Below are 21,033 nucleotides of genomic sequence, written 5' to 3'. Positions count from 1 at the left end.
CAATGATAGCGCGATGCCGGTGAATTGCAAGCATTGCTATCACCGTTGTGGCCGAATGGAAGACGGGTCGGCGTGGGCCGGCGGCAGCGGGTGACGAGGGTCGCCCACGGTGCGCCGCCGGCCCGACGCGTTGAGTTGCTGTCGAGCAAGGTAAGCCGGATCGGCAGGACGGGAAAGACGGCCGAATGGCCATTGACTGACGAGTCGTCCGAGCCGGTGCGGTGCGTCCGGCGCGGCCTGCTGAGTCGTGACGTCGCGCCACCCCGTCGACCTGGACGAGTGGAGTCGCCGGTAACGGCGGACGCATCACGCGAGGAACGGGTTTTGCGGTGCCGCGATACTGAAGCCGACGCGACGCGCCTCGGTTGAACGACCTCGCGTCATCCGTCTCGGCCATCGTCCATCACCCAGTGGTGCGCCTCACAGCGACATGGCGTCGCGCCAGACGTGCGAAACATCATGTTGCATCTGCGTGCGGCATGCCGTCGCGATCGTTTGATAACATCGATTGACGAGACCGGCGCTCGAACGCCGCACAAAACGCGTGGAAGACCTAGCATCGACGCGGACCATCCGTGCCTGAAATCCCGATCCGAGCGATCCAAGACACGAGACGCCCTCCAGTGGACCTGACACCCTCTTCTCTGGACATCCTGTTTGCTCCGACTCCGGACAAGCTTTACTTCCCCGCGTGCGTCGCGGCGGTGGCGATCATCGCGTGGCTCGCGGCCAGGCACGTGCCGTTCTACCGGGCGGCCGTCGACAAGTCGCTGTCGATGCGCTATCAGAACCTCGACGGCTTCCGCGGCATCCTGGCCACCTCCGTCGTGTTCCATCACTTCGCGTGCAACCTCGGCGTGTTCTCGACCGGCGTCTGGGGCGCCACCTCCGACTTCCTGCGCAATCTCGGGGCGATTCCCGTCGCCATGTTCTTCATGGTGACGGGCTTCCTGTTCTGGGAACGTGCGTGCCGCGGCACGCTCGACGTGCGCGCCTTCTTCGTCGGACGCGTGCGGCGCGTCGCACCGCTCTACCTCTTCTACGCGGCGGTCATCGTTGCGTGCACGCTGTACTGGTTTCCGCGCAACGTCGTCAACGCGCCGATCCCGTTGCTCGTCGACCTGCTCAAGACCGCGTCGCTCGGCTGGTTCGGCGCGTTCCCGGTCAACGGCGCGGAACAAACCAGCCAGTTGAGCGGCGTATGGTGGACGCTCGCGTACGAATGGCGCTTCTATGTCGCCATTCCGTTTCTCGCGTGGTTCGTTGCGATGCAAGCGTGGCGCAAGCTGCTCGCGCTCGCGATCGTCACGCTCTGTGCCGCGCTGTACGGGCCGCCCGGCGGCATGGCGCTGCTGTTCGCGTGCGGCGCGCTCGCGTTCGAAGTATCGCGCCATCCGGCGCTGCGCGCGCTGCTCGGCACGAAATCGGCGGCCACCGTTGCGCTGCTGATTCTCAGCGTCTGCCCGTACCCGACCGAACGCTATTCGATCGAGGGCGCGCTGCCGCTGCTTCCCGTGTTCCTGTGCGTCGCGTGCGGCAATACGTTCTACGGGATGCTCACGACCCGGCCGCTCGCATTGCTCGGCACCGCCAGCTTCAGCATCTACATGATCCACATGGTGATCGTGTACGCGCTCGTCCGCGCGTTCAACAAGTTCGTTTTCCCGATCGATGCCTTCGATGACGCGGGCGTGTGGGCGTTGTCGCTCGCATGCGCGCTGGTCGCCGTCTTCTGTGCATTGATGACGTACCGCTACATCGAACATCCGTTCATCGCGAAGCGCAACACGCCGCGCCCGGTACGCCGGACGCTCGAACCCGCGCGCGAACATCACACGGCCGCGCTGTGACGCCGGCGCGGCTCGCAACCGGTACGAGATTCCGATCTGCACGACCGGATACCGGCGATACCGCGACATCATCCGGTTCGGTTCGTCGACGCGAAAAAACCGCCCCGCCGCGCGCAGCACGTACCGCCACGCGCAGCGGGTCCCCCGGCACGACATCATGCAAGCTTGCTCTTTGACGGAGCGAACGCGCGATGCCCGTTCGCGTCGCCGATACGACGCCATGCGTCCGACGCGACGGGCCGCCATCCCGCGGCTCGATCCGATCCCCGATATTTCGATGTCGTTGCGTGCCGCTCCCGCGCATCGTCATTGCGTTGCACGCGGCTGTGTCGAGCGGCACGGGCCTAGCAGCAAGGCGTGTGCCATGCGGCGCAAAGCCGCGCCGGACAAGCGTCGCGATCAAACGTCTGCGGTTACGCCGGCAGGAATCGATGGAAATGTTTCAGGAACGCAGCTGTTTTCGCAGTCCAGCACGCTCCGCGTGCCACTACAGCCCATACCCACCCGACACATTCAGTTGCTGCCCCGTGATGTAATTCGCGCGATCCGATGCGAGAAACACCGCCGCACGCCCGATGTCATGGGCCTTTCCCCAGCGCTTGAGCGCGAGCATCTTCTGCGTCTCGTCGATCCAGGCCTGATCGAACTGCCCCTGTTCGAGCAGCACCGGAAACATCCCGGCCTCGATCACGCCGACCAGGATCGAATTCGCGCGGATCTCGTAACGGCCTTCCTCGCGCGCAAGCCCCTTGACCAGCGCCTCGTTCGCCGCCTTCGGCGCGACCGACAGCCCGTCGCGATCCGGCCAGCGCAGATGGCCGGCCGAGCCGAGCGTGACGAACGACCCGCCTCCCGATGCTCGAAAATGCGGCAGCGCAGCCTTCGCCGCATTGAAGAAGCCGACCGTCTCGACGTCGATCGCGCGACGCCAGTCGTCGTGCGTCATGTCGGCGATAGCGCGCTGGTTCACGAACGGGCCGGCCGCCCACACGATCGTGTGCACGCGCCCATGCGCGTCGATCGCCGCCGCGAGCGCCGCATCGATCTGCGCGGGATCGGTCACGTCCGCGCAATGCGCGGTGGCGGCGACACCTGCGCCGCGCAGTTCACGCAACACGCGCTCCGCCACGGCGGCGTTGCTGCGATAGCCGAGCGCGACGGGCACGCCGGCGCGCGCGAACTCGAGCGCGACGCCCTGCCCGATTCCGCCGCTGCCGCCGAACACGAGCACTGCGCCATGCGGAAATCCGTTGTCGTTCATGGAATCGTCCCGTCGAAGTGATGTCGCGCGCCGCCATTCAGGCCGCCGCTTCGGCGTCCGCGCGCAGCCGGTACTTCAGCACCTTGCCGGCCGCGCTCGTCGGCAACTGCTCGACGAACGTGAAATACCGCGGCACCTTGTAGTTCGCCATGTTGCGGCGCGCCCAGTCGTTCAGTGCATCGGCGTCGACCTGCGCACCGGGACGCAGCACGACGTACGCATGGCCGACCTCGCCGAGCCGCGTATCGGGCACGCCGACCAGCGCGACCTGCGCGATCGCCGGATGCGCGGCGAGCAGCCGCTCGATCTCCGCCGGATAGCAGTTGAAGCCGCCGACGATGAACATGTTCTTGATCCGGTCGGTGATCTTCAGGTTGCCGTGCGCATCGACGCAGCCGAGATCGCCGGTATGCAGCCAGCCGTCCGCGTCGACCGTTTCGCGCGTCGCGTCCGGCTGGTTGAAATAGCCGCGCATCACGTTGTAGCCGCGCACCCAGATCTCGCCCGTCTCGTCGGGCCCCAGCGCCGCGCCGTCCGGCCCCGCGATGCGCAGCTCGACATCCGGCATCGGCCGCCCGGATGTACAGGCGACCGTCTCCGCATCGTCGCCCTGGCGGCACAACGTCGCGAACCCGCACGATTCGGTCAGCCCGTAACCGGTCAGCACCGTCTCGAAACCGAGCTCCGCGCGCATTCGCTCGATCAGGCTCGGCGCGATCGCGGCCGCGCCCGTCACCGCGATCCGCAGCGACGACAGATCGCGCGTCGCGCGATCGGGCGCATCGAGCAGCGCGTAGTACAGCGTCGGCGGGCCGGGCAGCACCGACACGCGCTCGTCGGCGATGCGCCGCAATACGTCGGCCGGCTGGAACACCAGATGCGGCAGCACGGTCGCGCCGCTCGACAGCGCGGCGAGCCAGCCGGCCTTGTAGCCGAACGTATGGAAGAACGGATTGACGATCAGGTAGCGGTCGTCGCGGCGCACGCCGGCGATCGCCGCCCACGCCTGCGCGGCGCGCAGGTTCTGCCCGTGCGCGGTCATCACGCCCTTCGGGCGGCCGGTCGTGCCGGACGTGAACATCAGGTCCATCACGGTGTCGGGCGTCACCTGCGCTTCCCGCTCGCGCACCGCATCGAGCGGCACGGCCGCGCCGCGCGCGAGGAACGCGTTCCAGGTCTCGTCGCGCGCGCCGGACGGCGGCTCGCCGTCGAACACGACGACACGCTCGAGCGTCGTCGGCCGGTGCGGCGCGAGCATCGCCGGATAGGATTCGCCGAGAAAGGTGCCGCAGCAGAACAGCAGCCGCGCGCCGCCGTCGTGCAGGATGCCGCCGACCTCCATCCCTTTCATCCGCGTGTTCACCGGCACGAGGATCGCGCCGACGGTATGAATCGCGAGCGCCGCGACGATCCATTGCGGCAGGTTCGGCGCCCATACGGCGACCCGGTCGCCGATCTCGATACCGCTCGCGAGCAGCGCGCGTGCGGCTTCGACACGCGCCGCGTCGAGTCCTGCATAGGTCAGCCGGCCGTGCTCCGACTCGATCGCCGGATGCGCGCCGTGGCGCGCCGCGGCCCGCGCGATCAGTGCGGGCGTGGTGAGGATTTCGTTGTCCATCGTCATAGGCATCGGAACAGGGTTGCCGCGCGCGCCGCCGGCGCGCCGCGGCTCAATCGGGGAACACCACGCGAAGAGCGTCGCTGGCAGGCCGCGCGCAGCACGCGAGCGTCCAGCCGGCCGCGATCTCGTCGTCGTCGAGCACGTGATTGCCGTCGAGTGTCACTTCGCCGCGTTCGACGCGGCACATGCACGCGCCGCACTGGCCCATCCGGCACGAGCTCGGCGCCGGCAGGCCCGCACGCAGCATCGCATCGAGCAGCGTCTCGCCCGGCGCGCTGTCGAATGCAAACGCGTCGCCGTCGAGCACCGTCTCGATCGCCGCGCCGCGGCCGGACGCGGCAGCGGCGGCCGCAACCGAAGCCGATGCGGAAGCAAACGCTTGGTCCTGCACCGGCGCATCCGGCAGCGACGCAAACCGCTCGACATGCACGCGCGCACGCGGCAGCCCGAGGCCGAGCATCGCGGCGAGCGCATTCTCCATGAACAGCGCGGGCCCGCAGATGAACGTTTCCTGCCGGCTGAACGGCCGCGCGAGTTCCTCCAGATGGCGCTGCTGCGGGACGCCCTGCACGCTGTCGAGCCAGTGGATCGCACGCAGACGCCCCGGATGGCGGTGCGCCAGCTGCTGCAGCTCGTCGCGGAACAGCACCGAGCGCTCGTCGCGGTTCGCGTAGATCAGCGTCACCATCGCGCGTCCGTGCACGAGCGCCGATTTGAGGATCGACAGCACCGGCGTGATCCCGCTGCCGCCCGCGAACAGCAGCAGGTCGCCGTCGAGCGTGCGCGGCGTGAACACACCGGCCGGCGGCAGCACGTCGAGTACGTCGCCCGCACGGATGCGGTCGCACAGCCAGTTCGACGCGCGGCCCTCGCGCACGCGCTTGACGGTGATCTTCGGCGCCGCATCGATGCCCGGCGCGCTCGACAGCGAGTAGCAGCGCGCAACGGTCGCGTCCGTGCACGGCACGTTCAGCGTCAGGAACTGGCCGGGCCGGTATGCGAACGCATCGCGCAACGCGGCCGGCACGTCGAACACGAACGAGCACGCGTCGTCGCTTTCGGCGATGACGTCGGCCACGGTCAGCCGATGAAAACGGGAATCGCTCATCGCCGGCTCCTCATGCCGCACCGGCCGCGGGCCGGCCGTTGACGTCGGTGCGGCGCGCAGCAACGGCATGCTGCGCCAGCGCCAGCGCCGGCGCGCTGCACGCGAACGCGTTCGGCATCCGGGTCGCCGCATTGCCGACCAGCTGCACGACGTCGCGCAGGATCGTCGTAGCCGCCCCGTTCGCGATATTGCGGTTCGGTCTGCGTGTCATGAATCGCCTCCGTCCGATGCAGGAAAACGCGCGGCCATCGTCACGCGGCCGCTCGGCTCGCCGGCGCGCCGGGCGTCGTGTATGCGCCGTCGAGATAGACGAGCGGATCGACGTCGCCGCTCATCAGCACATCTCGAATGCGCCCGATGAACACCGTATGCGTGCCGTATTCGAACCGGCCGTCCTGCTCGCACACGAGGCTCGCCTGCGCATCGTGCAGATACGGAACGCCGAGCGGCGACGTGCGCCATTCGCCGGTCGTGAAGCGCGCCTCGCCCTTCAGTCGGCCGCTGCAGTCGATCGCGATGCCTTCATGGCGCGCCGACAGCACGTTCACGCAGAACGGTGCGCCCGCGTCGAGCGGCGGATACAGCGACGCGCTGCGATTGATGCAGATCAGCAGCGACGGCGGATCGGTCGACAGCGAATCGACCGCCGTCGCGGACATCGAGTAGCGCCGGCCGTCGTGCGCGCTGCTGATGACGGTGACGGAGCGCGCGAGGCGGCGCATCGCGAGCAGCATGTCGGTGCGCAGCGGATGGGTAGTGAGATCGCTCATCATTGGACTCCGTCTAGTTCAGTCGTGGACGGCCGCGCAGGCGGCCGCCGGCATCGGCCGCCTGCGCGGCCAGGTGGTCGGCGGCGATGAACCCGAAGGTCATCGCCGGACCGAGCGTCGAGCCCGCGCCGGGGTAGCTCGTGCCCATCACCGATGCACTGGTGTTGCCGATCGCATAGAGGCCGTCGATCGGCGTGCCGTCCGCGCGCAGCACGCGCGCGTGCGGGTCGGTGACGAGCCCGCCCTTCGTGCCGATGTCGCCCGCATCGATCCGCACCGCGTAGAACGGCGCCTCGTCGACCGGCCCGAGGCACGGGTTCGGCCGGTTGCGCGGATCGCCGTAGTACGTGTCGAACAGGTTGTCGCCCTTGCCGAACGCTTCGTCGATGCCGGTCGCCGCATAACGGGCCATGTCGCGCAGCGTGTCGTGGAGCCCGGCCGCATCGACGCCGATCCGCGCGGCGAGCGCGTCGATCGTGTCGGCCTTGACGAGCACGTCGCGAAACGCGGCCGGAATACGCGAATCGGGCATCATCGACGCCGGCATGATCGGCCCGCACGGATACTTGCGGCGAAAGCGTGCGTCGAACACCATCCACGCCGGCACGCACGCGCCGGTGCGCGCATGGTCGCGATACATCGCCGGCACGAACTCCGAATACGGCGCGGCTTCGTTGACGAAGCGCCTGCCGAGACCGTTGACGATCACGCAACCCGGCAGGTTGCGTTCGACGAACAGCGCGCGCTGCTTCTCTTCGCCCGCGACGCCGACCGTCGGCGCACCCCACACGTGTTCCATCAGCGCGAGCGCGCCGCCGAGCCGGTGACCTTCGGCGATCGCGTCGCCGGTATTGGCCGGCGGCGTCGCGCTCCATTGCATCTGCGTCGGCTGCGGCAGGTAGCGTTCGCGCATCGGCTGGTTGCGCTCGAAGCCGCCCGCGCCGAGGATCACGCCGCGCCGCGCGACGATCGTCACCGGCTGCCCGAAGCGCTGCGCGCGCACGCCCGTCACGCGGCCGTCGACGTCGAGCAGATCGCGCATCGGCGTGTCGAGCCACACCGGCACGTTGCGCTCGAGCAGCGCGCGCCGCAGACCGCCGATCAGCGCGTTGCCGAGCGTCAGGCGCCGGTCGCGTCGCGTGCGGCGGCGCACGCCGACATCGAGCCAGTAGCGGCCGAACTGCGCGATCGCGAGCCTCATGAAGCCCGGCCCGCGCGAGAACAGCGTGTGCGCCTCCTTCGACGTCACCGCCACGCGGCCGCCGATCAGCGTGCCGGGCGACGGCGGACGCAGCCGCTCGAGTTCGTCGCCGAGCAGCGCGCCGTCGAACGGCAGCGGATCGAGCGCGCGATAGCCCGGCATCGCGCCCGGCAGCTTCTGGAAATAGTCTGCGTACTTCGGCAGCGCCTGGTAGCGCACCGGCGTCTTCGCTTCGAGGTAGCGCAACATCTCGGGCGCGTGGTCGAGATACGCATCGAGCTTGTCGGACGGCGACGCGCCGGCCGTGCACGCGTCGAGATAGCGGCGCGCGGCGTCGCGCGAGTCGGTCGCGCCGAGTTCGGCGACATGGTGATTGCACGGCACCCAGATGCCGCCGCCGGACACCGCCGACGTGCCGCCGTACAGCGCCGTCTTCTCGATCACGACGACGGACAGCCCGCGGTCCGCCGCGCGACATGCGGCGAGCAGCGCGCCGGCGCCCGAGCCGACGACCACGACGTCGAACGCGTATTGCTGCGCTTGCGTGTCGTTCATCGCGGCCTCGTCAGATGAAGTAGTCGGTGTTCTCGCGGCCGAGCATCACGGCGCCGAGGTTCTGGCCGAAGCGGTCGACGTTGTTCGCGTAGTGCGCGCGCGCCGCGTGCAGGTCGAGGAAACGGCGCACCAGCGGATTGCGGTGATAGATGCCGTTGCCGCCCGCGTAGCGCAGCAGCGCGTTCGCGGCCTGCGCGCAGCGCTCGGCCACCTGCGCGGACTGGTAGCGGAAATGCACGCGGCGCTCGATCGACACGGCCGGCCCGCCCGTCACCGATGCCATCAGTTCCGCGAAATTGCGCTTGAGCAGCACCTTCATCTCGTCGATCGCGACGGCCGCGTTCGCGCATGCGCTCTGCGCGCCCGGATCGTCGGTCGTCTTCGCGCCGCTGTTGGCCGATATGCGCGTGGCCGCATAACCGGTGAAATCGTCGAGCGCGCCCTGCAGCGCGCCGATGCACGACGTGCACACCGCGCGCACGAAGATCTGCGCGAACGGCAGCTTGAACAGCGGCGCATCGTTCACCGCGAGCCCCGGGCTCGTCCCCATCATTCCGTCGATCGCCTTGTGCGTGCGGTACGCGGGCACGAACGCGTCGTCGACCACGATGTCGTGGCTGCCGGTCGCGCGCAGGCCGAGCACGTCCCAGTCCTGCTGGATCCGGTAGTCGGATTTCGGCAGCAGGAACGTGCGGTATTCCGGCGGCTGGCCGGCTTCGGCCGGCGGCACCAGCGCGCCGAGGAACACCCATTCGCACAGTTCGCTGCCGCTCGAGAACTTCCAGTGGCCGGACAGGCGAAACCCGCCGTCGGCCGGGCTCACGCGGCCGACCGGCATGTAGGTCGACGCGATCAGCGTCGCCGGATCCTTGCCCCACACGTCCTGCTGCGCGCGCGCGTCGAACAGCGCGAGCTGCCAGTTGTGCACGCCGACGACGCCGTACACCCACGCGGTCGACATGCAGCCGCGCGCGAGCGCCATCTGGATGTCGAAGAAAGTCTGCGGATCGAGTTCGTAGCCGCCGTAGCGCTTCGGCTGCAGCACCTTGAAGAAGCCGGCGGCCTGCATGTCGGCGATCGTCTCGGCCGGGATGCGGCCCTGCGCTTCGGCCTGCGCCGCGCGGCCGGCGAGCGTCGGCGCCAGGGCCTCGGCGCGGGCGATCAGCGTGGCGGCCAGTGCGTTCGAATCGTTGTCGCGATGCACGAATGTCTCCTGTGATGCGGAGCGCGCGCGCCCCGTTCTCTCTAAGTGGTTCGTCGCGGGCTGCGCCGCGGGCGAGGATTGCTGCAGTGCCGATGGTCGGCTGCGCGCGGCCGCACCGCATCGTCCGAAGGGACGACGGGCACGGCGCGCCGCCGCGCCGCGCCGGCACCGGCGGCGGTCCGCTTCACGCGCAGGCGCGCTCCTTCTCCTTGTTGAAGAACGGGATCACGTGCTCGCCAATATTGCGGATGGTTTCCATCTGCGCGTCGTGCGGTACCGTACCCATCTGGCACAGGAACAGCACTTCGTCGACGCCCGCTTCCTGCAGCCGGCCCACGTAGCCGATGCAGTCGTCCACCGTGCCGTACGCATGGTTCGGGTTCATCATCGCGAGCGCCGGATCGGCGAAGTTCACGACGACTTCCTCCGACGCGAAGCGCGAACGGATCACCATCTCGCCGGTATCGGCCTGCACGAGGTCGTCGCCCCACTTCGCCGGATCGGGACGCTCGCCGCCCGTGTACCAGTACGCGAGCGACTCCATGAAATAGCGCTGGCCGCGGATGCCGATCTTGCGGGCCTTCTGGCCGTCGGCCATCACGACCGTCGGGCACAGCGCGGCGAGGTGCTGTGTCGGGCGGAAGCCGACCTGGTCTTCCGGCTTGCGGTTCGCCCAGGCTTCGCGATACACGGCATTCTTCTTCGCGACTTCGTCGGGGCCGCCGAAGCCGAGCACCAGCGCGCCCATCCCGCGCTGGCCGGCGCGCAGCAGCGCGTCGGTGTTCGTGCACGCGAGATACATCGGCGGATGCGGATCCTGGAACGGCTTCGGGTGGATCGGACGCTTCGGAATCTTGATGTACTGCCCGTCGTGCTCGATCTCGTCCTGCACGAACATCTTCGGCACGAGGTACATCGACTCGTCGATCATCGGCTGCAGTTCGTTGAGGTCGTAGCCGAACGCACCGGCTTCCTGCTGGCTGCCGCCCTTGCCGACGCCGAAATGCACGCGGCCGCCCGACAGGATGTCGAGCAGCGCGACGCGCTCGGCGACCTTGATCGGATGGTTCATCGCCGGCGGCAGGCACACGACGCCGTGACCGAGGCCGATGCGCGTCGTGCGCCCGGCCAGGTATGCAAGGAAGGTTTCCGGCGCGCTCATGTGCGCATAGTTGGTCAGCGACGTGTGCTCCACGCACCAAATCGTGTCGAAGCCGACCTGCTCGGCCAGCAGCGCCTGCTCGACCGTCTCCTTGAACACCCGATGGTCGCCCTCGCGCGATGCGTCGGTAGTCTGGGCTTCGTAGATGAGGGAAAACTTCATTGCGTGCGTCTCCATGTATGTTGGACGAGTCGGGGTCGTGCAGCCGATCCGCCCGGTACGGACGAACAGCGACGGTCCACGGATGGGAGTGTCGGCGCGCGGGCCCGCCCGGGCATCGTCTGTTTGGAGTAACGGTGCGTACGCGGGGACAGAGGGGTTTCACCGTCATCCGAACAGACTGCGTCGCGGCCGGCACCGCGCGCTAGCATCGAACGACGGTGCCCGCGCGCCGCACACATCACGACAACGGAGAGAGGGAATGAAGGTATCGATGCTGCTGTATCCGGTCGACGACATCGACACGGCGTTGCCGCTGTTCGTCGACGGACTGGGGCTCACCGTGAAGTTGCGCGACGGCGAACGCTATTGCGCGCTCGACGGCGGCCCGCTGACGATCGCGCTGGTCGCCGGCGACGAGCAGATCGTCGAGCGCGCGGCGCTCGTGCTGCGCGTGGACGAGGACGACGATCTCTACGCCGCGATGGCGCGGGTCGTGAAGGCCGGCGCGTCGGTGCGCGTGCCGGTGCAGGCGGGGCCGCACGAATACCGCGCGGTGCTGGAGGACAAGAACGGCGCGCTGCTGGTGATTTCGCAGAAACGCGCGGCGTGAGGCTGCGAAACGGGGTGCGCGGCGGGGTGCGCGGCGCGGCCCTGTGCGATTCCGGCCGCACGCCGCGTGCCGTACCCCGCCGATGTCCGGTCGCGACGTGCGCTACACGTTCTCCGCCGCCGCGCCCGGCGTGCGCAGGTCGCTCGTCTCCAGCAGTTCGAGCAGCGTGCCGGCCGGCTGGCTGAGCCGCTTCGCGGCGAGCGCGATGAATTCGACGTCGGGCAGCGCGGGCAGCCCGTCGCCGTTCACCGGTGGCGCGAGGCCGCGCGCCGACAGATACTGCGACGTCGCGGTGAGCCCGAGCCCGGCCCGCGCGGCCGCGATGCAGCCCGGCTGACTGCTGCTCGAACACACGACTTCCCAGCCGATGCCCTTTTCCGCGAGCGCATTCAGCACGACCGCGCGCGTGACGCTCGGCTCGGCGACCAGCACGAGCGGCAGCGGCCGCTCCAGGTCGACCACGGTGCCCGGCCGCGCGACCCATTCGAGCCGAGCGCGCAGCAGCGGCGTGCCGCGCCGCTCGCCGAGCCGCCGCTTGCCGACCATCAGGTCGAGCGCGCCCGCATCCATCATTTCGTAGAGCCGGCTCGTCATCCCGGTCGTGATCTCCAGCGCGACGTCGGGATGCGCGTCGCGAAACGCGGCGAGCACGTCCGGCAGCGCGACGAGCGCGAGATCGTCCGACGCGCCGAGCCGCACGCGGCCCTGCAGCCGCGGCTTGCGGAACTGCGATTCCGCGCGGTTCAGCGCCTGCAGGATCACGTTCGCATGCACGAGCAGCGCCTCGCCGTCGGCCGTCATCGCGATCGAATGGGTGTCGCGCACGAACAGCCGCCGGCCGACGCTCTCTTCGAGACGACGGATGTGTTCGCTGACGCTCGACTGATTGAGCCCGAGTTGCCGCCCCGCTTCGGTGAAGCTGCGGCAATTCGTGACGGTCGCGAACGTCTTGAGCCAGACGGGATTGAGCATCCCGCATTGTCATCGGCAATTCCGATGACAGTCAATGCCTTAAGGCAGCTTCCCGATGACCGGCGGAATCGGTACCATCGAGCGCTTGTAGACCGGCCGTGCGCCGGCGCGAGCCTGCCAGGCCATGTCGCGCGCCATGCCACGATGTCGCCGCCGCGCCGGTCGCCTCTCCTGCCATTTCGTCATGTCCCGCGAACCCTCACACTCCGCGCTGCTGTGGATCGTCGCCGCCGCGTTTTTCATGCAGTCGCTCGACACGACCATCGTCAATACCGCGCTGCCGTCGATCGCGCAGAGCCTGCATGCATCGCCGCTCGCGATGCAGCCGGTCGTGGTCGTCTACACGCTGACGATGGCGATGCTCACGCCGGCGTCCGGCTGGCTCGCCGACCGGTTCGGCACGCGTCGCGTGTTCTCGGTCGCCATCCTGGTGTTTTCGCTCGCCTCGATCGGCTGCGCGGCGTCGCACACGCTCGGCCAGCTCGTCGTCGCGCGCGCGGTGCAGGGCATCGGCGGATCGATGCTGCTGCCGATCGGGCGGCTCGCCGTGCTGCGCCGCGTGCCGGGCGAGCAGTACGTCGCGGCGATCGCGTTCGTGTCGATCGCCGGGCAGCTCGGCCCGATCGTCGGGCCGACGCTCGGCGGCTGGCTCACGCAGGCGATTTCCTGGCACTGGGTGTTCATCGTCAACGTGCCGGTCGGCGTGGTCGGCTTCATCGCGGTGCAGCGCTTCCTGCCGCACGATCGCGCAACGCAGCCGCCGCCGTTCGATTTCGTCGGCTGCGCGCTGCTGTCGGTCGCGATGATCGCGCTGTCGCTCGCGATCGATCCGCCGATGCCCGCGCACCGCACCGGGGGGGCCATCGGGCTGGCCGTGCTCGGCGTGGCGAGCGCGCTCGCTTACCTGCCTCATGCGCGGCGTCGCGCGCAGCCGCTGTTCCGGCTGGGGCTGTTCCGCGAACCGAATTTCGGTTCGGGGCTGCTCGGCAACCTGCTGTGCCGGATCGGCACGAGCGCGGTGCCGTTCATGCTGCCGCTGCTGATGCAGGTACAGCTCGGCTATACGCCGCTGCAGTCGGGGATGATGATGCTGCCGGCCGCGATCGCCGGCGTGATCGCCAAGCGCTGGATCGCGCCGCTCGCGAAACGCTTCGGTTATGCGAACTTCCTGGTGGTGAACACGGGAATCGTCGGCTGTGCGATCGCGGGGTTCGCGCTGGTATCGGCGCGGCCCGCGCCGGTGCTGGAGAGTGCGTTGCTGATCGTGTTCGGCGCCGCGAATTCGATGCAGTTCGCCGCGATGAACGCCGCGACGCTGAAGGGGCTGTCGCACGCCGACGCCGGCAGCGGCAACAGCCTGTTCACGATGATGCAGATGCTCGCGATGGGGCTCGGCGTGTCCATCGGCGGCGGGCTCGTGAACCTGTTCGCCGCGCATTGGGGCTCGATGGCGAACGGCTTCATGCTGTCGTTCGTCTGCATGGGCGCGGTCACGCTGCTGTCGTCCGTCGTGTTCCGGCGGATCGACGCGGCCGCGCCGCCGACGCCGGTCGCGCCGCGGCCCTCCGCGTAAGCGGCGCCGCGGGCAGGCCGCTCGCCGTCAGTTCACCTGGCGGCGCTCGACCACACGCTTGAGCACCCAGCGGATCGACGAGCCGTCGGCCGGCGGCTGCGCGACGCGATATTCGTCGACTTCCAGCACATATCGATAACCGGGCTGGTACGCAAAACCTTCGATGCCCGCGTACCACAGGCTCCACGGCTCGGCGGGGCTGCTGCGCACCTGCAGACAGTCCATCGGCGCGACACCTGTGCAGCGCGCCGCCTGCGGCGCGACGTAGACGGTCTTCGTCACGGGCTGGCCGTCGGCCGGGCGGGCCGCGCGCGCAGCCGTCGCGACTGCGTCGGTCTGGCAACCGGCGAGCAGCGCGGTGCCGGCGATCGCGGCCGCGCCGAGCAGCGTTCGGGTCTTGCGATTCATCTGATGTTCCTCCGGAAGCGTGAGCGGGGCGATTAGACGAACCGCGCGCCGGGAAAGTTCACAAACAGCTTACAGCGCGCGTGCCGCCACCCTCATTCGTGGGATGTCGCGCGTGCGCCGATGCGCTACCGTGTGCCGGTGCAGGCAGCTTCGCGCCGTCGCCCCCGGCGGTCCGCGCCCGACCCTGCACGCATCGGCACGCCCGGCGCACAGCGACCGGGCGGCTGCAACAGGAGACAACCGCGATGACCACGGCGCCCCCGCCCTTGCCCCCGGGCCTTGCCCGCTCGGCACTGACGCTCGAGCAGTTCGACGCACTGCTTGCGAAAATCTATGAAGGCCCGCTGGAAGACGTGCCGTGGGGCGGCGCGCTGGAGCAGATCCGCGTGCATCTCGACGCAAACTACGTGACGATGATCCTGCGCTGGCCCGCGAGCGGTCACGCGGGGCTGATGATCAATGCGTCCGAGCACAGCGCGCCGCTGCCGGGCGTCGCATCGTACAACAACTACTATTACGCGCTCGATCCGTTCGTGAACCTGCCGAGCGATCGCGTCGTCACCGTCGACGAACTGCTCGGCGTCGGCGTGTGGCGCAACAGTGCGATGTATCGCGAGTTTCTCGAACCGTTCGACGTCGGCTACCTGATGGGCGCCGACCTGCGCACGGCCGACGGGATCGAATGCCGGTTCCGCGTGTGCCGCTCGCACAACGGCCATGCGTTCTCGACGGCCGACAAGGCCGTCTGCAACGCGCTGCTGCCGCACCTGAAGCGCGCGGTGCGGCTGCATGCGAAGTTCGGGATGGTCGAATCGGAGCGCACGCTGTATGCGAGCACGATCGACCGGATGCTCGTCGGCACCGCGATTCTCGACGAGCGCGGCACGATCATGAAGACCAATACCGTCGCGGACGAGATCTTCGCCGAATGCGACGGGCTGCGCGTGCGGGCCGGTGCGCTGGAGGCGTCGTATCCGCTGGAGGACCGCAAGCTGCAGAAGCTGATCCGGCAAGTGCTCGCGGAACGCCTGGGCGGCGACGCGCCGTCGGTCGCGCAGGCGATCGCGGTGCCGCGCCCGTCCGGCAAGCCGCCGCTCGGCGTGCTGATCCGCGCGGTGCCGCTCAGCGAATGGTCGGAGGACAATCCGCGCCGGCCAGCGTGCGCGATCTTCATCCGCGATGCGGAGCGCAAGTCGCAGGCGTCGCACGACATCGTGCGCAAGCTGTTCGACCTCACGCCGGCCGAGACCGCGCTGGCGCTCGCGCTCGTCAACGGACTGACGCTCGAGGAAGCGGCCGACGAACTCGACATCAGCAAGAACACCGCGCGCTCGCATCTGCGGGCGATCTTCTCGAAGACGGGCGTCACGCGGCAGGCGACGCTCGTGCGCACGTTGCTGAACAGCGTGTTGTCGCTCGGATGATGCACGCGCCACGCCGTCGACACCGCCTAGTCCGTTTCAACGTCGAAGCGTGCGCAAGCGCGCCCTAACCTGTCGGTTCGTTCACCGCCGCAGGAGACAGGCATGGAAAGCTTCGCAGGAAAAGTCGCCGTCGTGACCGGCGCGGCCACCGGCATCGGACGACAGGCCGCGCTGTGTTTCGCGCAGGCCGGTGCGCGGGTCGCGGTGCTCGACACCGTGGTCGCGGCCGCCGAGGACACCGCGCATGCCATCGCGCAGCTCGGCGCGAACGCGATCGTGCTGCGCACCGACGTGTCGCGCGCCGACGCCGTCCGGACGGCGATCGACACGGCGGTCGCCACCTTCGGCCGCCTCGACATCGCGTTCAACAACGCGGGCATCGCGCCGCGCGGCGCGCCCGTCGCCGAATTCGACGAAGACGAATGGACCGCACGATCGCGGTGAACCTCAAGGGCGTATGGCTGTGCATGAAGCACGAATGCCGGCACATGCTGGCGTCCGGCGGCGGGGCGATCGTCAACACGTCGTCGATCATGGGGCTCGTCAGCGGCCCGGGCCTGTCGGCCTATTCGGCATCGAAAAGCGGCGTGATCGGCCTCACGCGTTCGGTCGCGATCGACTATGCGAACCGCGGCATCCGCGTGAATGCCGTATGCCCGGGCGGCATCGCGCACACGGCGATCACCGACCGGCCGGAGAACCGCGACGACATGGCGCGGCTGACGCAGGCGACGCCAATGGCACGGCTCGGCGAACCGCGCGACATCGCGGAAACGGTGATGTGGCTCTGCTCGCCGGCCGCGCGCTTCGTCACCGGCCAGGCGATCGCGGTCGACGGCGGGTTCACCGTGTGGTGATCGTGTATTACCATCGGCGCTTCCTCGTACGCTTCGCGCTGCGTGCTGCGCCCGTCCGCGGCCGCGGCCGCGCCGCGCCCCTGCTTCGCATGACTTCACCCGTTCCGTCCGACGCCGCGCTGCGGCCGCTGCCGATCGATGCGCTGAGCGTGCCGGCCGCGCTCGACGGACGCGCGGGTACGAACCGTTCGAACGGCGCGCATCCGCAGATCGCCGCGACCAACGATCTCGACGCGGTGCGCGCCTGGCTCGCACGCTTCGTCGATACGCCGACCACGTTCCAGAACTACCGCAAGGAAGCCGAGCGCCTGCTGCTGTGGGCCGTGATCGCGTGCGGCAAGCCGCTGTCGTCGCTGACGCACGAGGACCTCGTCGTCTATCGGCAATTCCTGCTCGCGCCCGCGCCGGCCGACGTGTGGTGCGCGAACGGCGGCCGCAAGCATCCGCGCGGCGACCCGCGCTGGCGGCCGTTCTACGGGCCGCTGTCGGCGGCCAGCCAGCGGCAGGCGATGGTGATCCTGAACGTGATGTTCTCGTGGCTCGTGCAGGCCGGCTATCTGGCCGGCAATCCGCTTGCGCTTGCGCTGTCGCGGCAGCGGCAACGGCGGCCCGCGCCGCGCGTCACGCGCCATCTCGCGCCGCCGCTGTGGCAGGCGGTCAAGGATGCGATCGCCGCGATGCCGCGCGACGATGCGCGCGCTGCGTTCCATGCGGATCGCGCGCGCTGGGTGTTCACGCTGCTGTATCTCGGCGGGCTGCGCATCACCGAGGCCGCCGACACGACGATGGGACAATTCTTCGCGCGGCGCGATGCGCGCACGGACGCGATCGCTGGTGGCTCGACGTGACGGGCAAAGGCGGCCGGCAACGGCTCGTGCCGGCTACCGCGGAAATGATGGACGAACTCGCGCGTTACCGGCGCGCGCACGGCCTGCCCGCGCTGCCGGCCGACGGCGAGCCTACGCCGCTCGTGCTGCCGGCCGGTCACACGCGCAAGCCGCTCACGCGCGCGGCGCTGCACCGGATCGTGAAGCAGGTGTTCGGGTTCGCAGCCGACCGGTTGCGCACGCAACAGGACGACGGCGAAGCGCAGGCGCGCGTGCTCGAACAGGCGTCCGCGCACTGGCTGCGCCACAGTGCGGGCTCGCACATGGCGGACGGCCGCGTCGACCTGCGGCTCGTGCGCGACAACCTCGGGCACGTGTCGCTGACGACGACGAGCCAGTATCTGCACGCGGACGACGACTGGCGGCACAGCGAAACCGAGGAGAAACACCGGATCGGATGGTAGTTCGCAGGGCCGGCGCGCAGCACGGTTCAATTTGCGGGCACAGGTGCGGGTGCGCTTCCGCTCCGCTTTGCCGTCGACTGCACGGCACCCCGCCGCGCAGATCCGGTCAATACACGGCCACCCAATGCCCGGGCACCCACGCCCAGTGGTTGCCAGCCCAGCGGTAATGGCCCTTCGCCCAGCGATAACCGGGCGCGGGCGGCGGCGGCCGCGCCGGTTCGACCACGCATGCGGACATCAGCGCTGCGGTCGCCGTCACGAGGGCGGCAAGCGATACGGATCGGGTCTTCATCTTCATGTCTTTCCGTCGTGTAATCGGTTGGGCGGTGCGTCAAGGCGTCGACGCGCTTTCGCGCTTGCCGCGCATCACGCCATGCCGCGAATGAGCGCCGTCATCGGCCGCGTTGCACCACTTTCAGCGAACAGCGTCGCAACGGTACGGCCCGGATCGAGCCGCAGGCTTTCGGCGGCTGCGCCCGCGATCAGCGCATCGAGCGACGCGGTCGGTTTCAGATCGCGCCCTTCGTACAGGTCGCTTGGCCGCAAGCCCGGCCAGTCGGCGATCACGCGGCCGCCCGCGACCGCGCCGCCGGCGAGCATCGCGACCGACGCCTGCCCGTGGTCGGTGCCGCCGGTGCCGTTCGCCGCGGCCGTGCGGCCGAACTCGGTCGCGACCAGCACCGTCGTCTGCTGCCACACCGGGCCGAGGCCGTCGCGCAACGCCGCGAGCATCGTGTCGAGTGCCTTCAGCTGATTCGCGAGTCGCGCGTTCTGCGCGCTGTGCGTGTCCCAGCCGCCGGTTTCGATCATCGCGATCCGCGGGCCATCGTCGCGCGCGAGAAACGTCGCGGCCAGCTTGCCGACGCCCGCCGGATCCTGGCGCGCATGCGCGTCGCCGGCGAGACCGCGCGCGGCCATCGCCGATTGCCATAGCGGGCCGAGTTGCGCGTCGGCCTCGTAAAGCGCCGACACGCGTGCGAGCAGATCGTCGGGCGCAGCGGGCAATCCGGATGCCGCATACGACGCGGCCTGCACGCTGCCGCGCAACGCGAGCGGCACGGTCGGCGCGAATGCGATCGCGCTTTCGCGCGCGGCCGGCAACATCGCGGCGAGCCGGTTCAGCCAGCCGTCCTTCACCTGGTACGGCGCGCGGCCGCCCGTCTCGAGCACGTTCTGGCCGTCGAAATGCGAGCGGTCGCGATACGGCGACGCGATCGCATGGACGAACAGTGCCTGCTTGTCGCGATACAGCTGCGCGGTCTGCACGAGCGACGGATGCAGCGCGAACGTGCCGTCGAGGCGGGTCGCCGCCGCTGCGTCGATCGCGAGCGGGCCGCGCAGCGACGCATACGCAGGCTCCGCATACGGGACGACGATGTTCAGTCCGTCGGCCGCGCCGCGCTGGATCACGAACACGAAGCGCCGGTCGGTCTCGACGTTCGCGAACACGATGCGCGGCGCGACGAGGATCGCGCCGGCGCCCGCGGCGGCGATGCTGAGGAATTGGCGGCGGGTAACCGATCGAGCCATGTTCATCTCCGTTGAAAATCGGGCGACACGAGCAGCAGCGCGAGCGATGTGGTCACACTTTCGGCACGCGACAACGCAGTCGCCGTCGGTGCGCTCAGCGAGCCCGCCAGCAGCGTCTTGCCGAGCGTGCGCGGATCGAGCCGGTCGCCCGTGCGCGCGGCGAGCCGCTGCGCAATCTCGACGCGGCGCACCAGCGCGTCGGGCGCCGCCCAGCTCGCGGCGACGTCGTCGTAGCCGGCCGGCGATCCGGGCCGCCATACCGGCTGGCCGAGTTGCGCGAGCAACGGCGCGGCCTTCAGGTCGCCCAATTCGCCTGTATTGCGCCAGCCGAGCCCGCGCAACGACGACACCGCCCACTCCCACGGCGTCTTGAACTTGCGATTGACCGGCGACCACGCGTCCGGCGCATCGACGAGCGCGCGATAGACCGCGGGCAAATCGCCGCCGCTCGCCTCGAATGCGCGCGCAAGCCGGTCGATGAGCGCGGGCGGCGGATCGTCCGCGACGAAATGGCGGGCTAGCTGGAACGCGATATGCCGGCCCGTCGCCGGCGAACGCGCGAGGTCGCCGAGGATCGCGCGCGCCTGCGCTTCGCCCGGCTGATCGTACGTACGGCCCATTACCGTACGAGTGCCCGGTTCGTGCAGCGCCGGACGAAACACGAACGCGCCGGGCGCCGCATCGTCCGGCTGCGGCCCGCGTCCGGCGGCAATGCTCCAGCCGGTCAGTGCGCGTGCGAATTCCGTCACGTCGGCTTGCGTGTAGCCGGTGCGTACGCCGAGCGTATGCAGCTCCATGATTTCGCGCGCGAGGTTCTCGTTGAGGCCGCGTCGCGCCGCGGGATTGCGCGCTTCGGCGCGCAGCGCGGCCGGACTGTCGGGGCCGACCGAGCGTGCCTGGTCAAGGAACAGCTGCATCGCCGGATGCTGCTCGACGGCGACGAGCATGTCGTCGAAGCGGCCGAGCACGTGCGGGCGAATCGCGTCGCGCTCGAATGCGCCCGCGTACGCGGCGACCTGCCCCTTGTCGACCGACACCGCGAAATGGTTCGCCCAGAAATGCACGAGGCGTTCGACGAACGGCGCGGACGTATCCAGCGCACTGTTCAGTCGCGCCGCGACTGCGCTGCGATACGCGTCGTAACCGGCGCGACGGATCGCTTGCGCGGTCGCGCGCTTTGCCGCCGCATCGCCGGTCGGCATCGCGTTGCGTGCATCGGCGAAGCGTGTCGCGAGCGCGACCGCATCCGGTTCGCCGGCCCACGCGGCGGGCCGTGCGTCGTAACGGTCGAACTGGGCGAGCAGCGACGCTTTCGGATCGGCGGGCGGTGCTTCGTCGGCGCGCGCGCCCAGACCGAAGCGGTTCAGCGCGATCGCCGCCGGTGAGATGTCGTTCGGGTGGTCCATGACGTGCGTTCTCGCGATGCGTACCCGTGTTTAACGGGGCGAGCCGGGAAATCCGTCGCGGAACTGCG

General features: G+C 69.5%; 16 protein-coding genes and 3 pseudogenes. 6 read left to right on the top strand and 13 right to left on the bottom strand.

The genetic code is table 11. From position 1 onward, the window contains the following. Nucleotides 1–623 precede the first annotated feature (623 nt). A complete protein-coding gene (locus Q3A80_RS05410; RefSeq protein ID WP_446328035.1) occupies nt 624–1,850 on the top strand; it encodes an acyltransferase family protein in 1,227 nt (408 codons plus the stop codon). A 487-nt stretch (nt 1,851–2,337) separates the two neighbouring features. Here the strand turns inward: Q3A80_RS05410 and Q3A80_RS05405 are convergent, their stop codons facing one another. The 8 genes and pseudogenes from Q3A80_RS05405 to Q3A80_RS05370 all read right to left on the bottom strand — a co-directional run bounded on the left by Q3A80_RS05405 (nt 2,338) and on the right by Q3A80_RS05370 (nt 10,894). After that, the gene (locus tag Q3A80_RS05405; protein ID WP_446328034.1) at nt 2,338–3,111 is read right to left on the bottom strand and encodes an SDR family NAD(P)-dependent oxidoreductase; all 774 of its coding nucleotides are present in this window, start codon (nt 3,109–3,111) and stop codon (nt 2,338–2,340) included. A gap of 37 nt (nt 3,112–3,148) precedes the next feature. Further along, complete coding sequence (locus Q3A80_RS05400) at nt 3,149–4,735, bottom strand: FadD3 family acyl-CoA ligase (RefSeq protein ID WP_446328033.1); 1,587 nt, start codon at nt 4,733–4,735, stop codon at nt 3,149–3,151. A gap of 46 nt (nt 4,736–4,781) precedes the next feature. After that, complete coding sequence (locus tag Q3A80_RS05395) at nt 4,782–5,840, bottom strand: 2Fe-2S iron-sulfur cluster-binding protein (RefSeq protein ID WP_446328032.1); 1,059 nt, start codon at nt 5,838–5,840, stop codon at nt 4,782–4,784. Between the two features lie 10 nt (nt 5,841–5,850). Next, on the bottom strand, nt 5,851–6,051 hold the full coding sequence (locus Q3A80_RS05390) for a hypothetical protein (RefSeq protein WP_446328031.1): 201 nt from the start codon (nt 6,049–6,051) through the stop codon (nt 5,851–5,853). Between the two features lie 40 nt (nt 6,052–6,091). Beyond that, entirely contained in the window at nt 6,092–6,610 is a 519-nt protein-coding gene (locus Q3A80_RS05385; protein WP_446328030.1) for a flavin reductase family protein, read from the bottom strand. Then, nucleotides 6,610–8,366, bottom strand: a pseudogene (locus Q3A80_RS05380) (FAD-dependent oxidoreductase). Before Q3A80_RS05380 ends, Q3A80_RS05385 begins: the two are co-directional and overlap by 1 nt. Nucleotides 8,367–8,376: 10 nt before the next feature. Further along, on the bottom strand, nt 8,377–9,570 hold the full coding sequence (locus Q3A80_RS05375) for an acyl-CoA dehydrogenase family protein (protein ID WP_446328029.1): 1,194 nt from the start codon (nt 9,568–9,570) through the stop codon (nt 8,377–8,379). Between the two features lie 184 nt (nt 9,571–9,754). Next, nucleotides 9,755–10,894, bottom strand: coding sequence for an LLM class flavin-dependent oxidoreductase (locus Q3A80_RS05370; protein WP_446328028.1), 1,140 nt, complete (start codon nt 10,892–10,894; stop codon nt 9,755–9,757). A gap of 259 nt (nt 10,895–11,153) precedes the next feature. Between Q3A80_RS05370 and Q3A80_RS05365 the strand changes: the two genes are divergently transcribed. Then, nucleotides 11,154–11,504 (top strand): VOC family protein, encoded by a 351-nt coding sequence (locus tag Q3A80_RS05365; RefSeq protein WP_446328027.1) that lies wholly within the window; start codon nt 11,154–11,156, stop codon nt 11,502–11,504. A gap of 102 nt (nt 11,505–11,606) precedes the next feature. Here the strand turns inward: Q3A80_RS05365 and Q3A80_RS05360 are convergent, their stop codons facing one another. Then, a complete protein-coding gene (locus Q3A80_RS05360) occupies nt 11,607–12,476 on the bottom strand; it encodes a LysR family transcriptional regulator (RefSeq protein ID WP_446328026.1) in 870 nt (289 codons plus the stop codon). Between the two features lie 184 nt (nt 12,477–12,660). Between Q3A80_RS05360 and Q3A80_RS05355 the strand changes: the two genes are divergently transcribed. Then, on the top strand, nt 12,661–14,049 hold the full coding sequence (locus tag Q3A80_RS05355; protein WP_446328025.1) for a DHA2 family efflux MFS transporter permease subunit: 1,389 nt from the start codon (nt 12,661–12,663) through the stop codon (nt 14,047–14,049). A 27-nt stretch (nt 14,050–14,076) separates the two neighbouring features. Here Q3A80_RS05355 and Q3A80_RS05350 read toward each other — a convergent pair whose 3' ends face one another. Next, nucleotides 14,077–14,457, bottom strand: a complete 381-nt coding sequence (locus Q3A80_RS05350) for a DUF4377 domain-containing protein (protein WP_446328024.1) — start codon at nt 14,455–14,457, stop codon at nt 14,077–14,079. 245 nt (nt 14,458–14,702) lie between these two features. Here Q3A80_RS05350 and Q3A80_RS05345 point away from each other — a divergent pair, with 245 nt between their 5' ends. From Q3A80_RS05345 to Q3A80_RS05335, 3 genes and pseudogenes are all read left to right on the top strand, one after another. Next, nucleotides 14,703–15,881, top strand: a complete 1,179-nt coding sequence (locus Q3A80_RS05345) for a helix-turn-helix transcriptional regulator (protein WP_446328023.1) — start codon at nt 14,703–14,705, stop codon at nt 15,879–15,881. Between the two features lie 102 nt (nt 15,882–15,983). Then, nucleotides 15,984–16,738, top strand: a pseudogene (locus tag Q3A80_RS05340) (SDR family NAD(P)-dependent oxidoreductase). Between the two features lie 89 nt (nt 16,739–16,827). Continuing rightward, a pseudogene (locus Q3A80_RS05335) lies at nt 16,828–18,029 on the top strand (tyrosine-type recombinase/integrase). A gap of 106 nt (nt 18,030–18,135) precedes the next feature. Here the strand turns inward: Q3A80_RS05335 and Q3A80_RS05330 are convergent. From Q3A80_RS05330 to Q3A80_RS05320, 3 genes are all read right to left on the bottom strand, one after another. After that, on the bottom strand, nt 18,136–18,321 hold the full coding sequence (locus tag Q3A80_RS05330; RefSeq protein WP_446328022.1) for a YXWGXW repeat-containing protein: 186 nt from the start codon (nt 18,319–18,321) through the stop codon (nt 18,136–18,138). 74 nt (nt 18,322–18,395) lie between these two features. Further along, the gene (locus tag Q3A80_RS05325) at nt 18,396–19,559 is read right to left on the bottom strand and encodes a DUF1501 domain-containing protein (protein ID WP_446328021.1); all 1,164 of its coding nucleotides are present in this window, start codon (nt 19,557–19,559) and stop codon (nt 18,396–18,398) included. A gap of 2 nt (nt 19,560–19,561) precedes the next feature. Further along, nucleotides 19,562–20,965 carry a DUF1800 domain-containing protein gene (locus Q3A80_RS05320; protein WP_446328020.1) on the bottom strand — a complete coding sequence of 468 codons (1,404 nt, stop codon included), beginning with the start codon at nt 20,963–20,965 and terminating at the stop codon, nt 19,562–19,564. Nucleotides 20,966–21,033 lie beyond the last annotated feature (68 nt).

It is taken from the genome of Burkholderia sp. SR8 (assembly GCF_052851275.1).
This window is presented reverse-complemented; position numbering and strand designations above follow the sequence as displayed.

Coding starts and splice junctions, on each gene's coding strand:
- Q3A80_RS05405 (WP_446328034.1), bottom strand. CDS start 3,111: ATGAACGACAACGGATTTCCGCATGGCGCAGTGCTCGTGTTCGGCGGC.
- Q3A80_RS05400 (WP_446328033.1), bottom strand. CDS start 4,735: ATGACGATGGACAACGAAATCCTCACCACGCCCGCACTGATCGCGCGG.
- Q3A80_RS05395 (WP_446328032.1), bottom strand. CDS start 5,840: ATGAGCGATTCCCGTTTTCATCGGCTGACCGTGGCCGACGTCATCGCC.
- Q3A80_RS05390 (WP_446328031.1), bottom strand. CDS start 6,051: ATGACACGCAGACCGAACCGCAATATCGCGAACGGGGCGGCTACGACG.
- Q3A80_RS05385 (WP_446328030.1), bottom strand. CDS start 6,610: ATGAGCGATCTCACTACCCATCCGCTGCGCACCGACATGCTGCTCGCG.
- Q3A80_RS05370 (WP_446328028.1), bottom strand. CDS start 10,894: ATGAAGTTTTCCCTCATCTACGAAGCCCAGACTACCGACGCATCGCGC.
- Q3A80_RS05365 (WP_446328027.1), top strand. CDS start 11,154: ATGAAGGTATCGATGCTGCTGTATCCGGTCGACGACATCGACACGGCG.
- Q3A80_RS05360 (WP_446328026.1), bottom strand. CDS start 12,476: ATGCTCAATCCCGTCTGGCTCAAGACGTTCGCGACCGTCACGAATTGC.
- Q3A80_RS05355 (WP_446328025.1), top strand. CDS start 12,661: ATGTCCCGCGAACCCTCACACTCCGCGCTGCTGTGGATCGTCGCCGCC.
- Q3A80_RS05350 (WP_446328024.1), bottom strand. CDS start 14,457: ATGAATCGCAAGACCCGAACGCTGCTCGGCGCGGCCGCGATCGCCGGC.
- Q3A80_RS05345 (WP_446328023.1), top strand. CDS start 14,703: ATGACCACGGCGCCCCCGCCCTTGCCCCCGGGCCTTGCCCGCTCGGCA.
- Q3A80_RS05330 (WP_446328022.1), bottom strand. CDS start 18,321: ATGAAGACCCGATCCGTATCGCTTGCCGCCCTCGTGACGGCGACCGCA.
- Q3A80_RS05325 (WP_446328021.1), bottom strand. CDS start 19,559: ATGGCTCGATCGGTTACCCGCCGCCAATTCCTCAGCATCGCCGCCGCG.
- Q3A80_RS05320 (WP_446328020.1), bottom strand. CDS start 20,965: ATGGACCACCCGAACGACATCTCACCGGCGGCGATCGCGCTGAACCGC.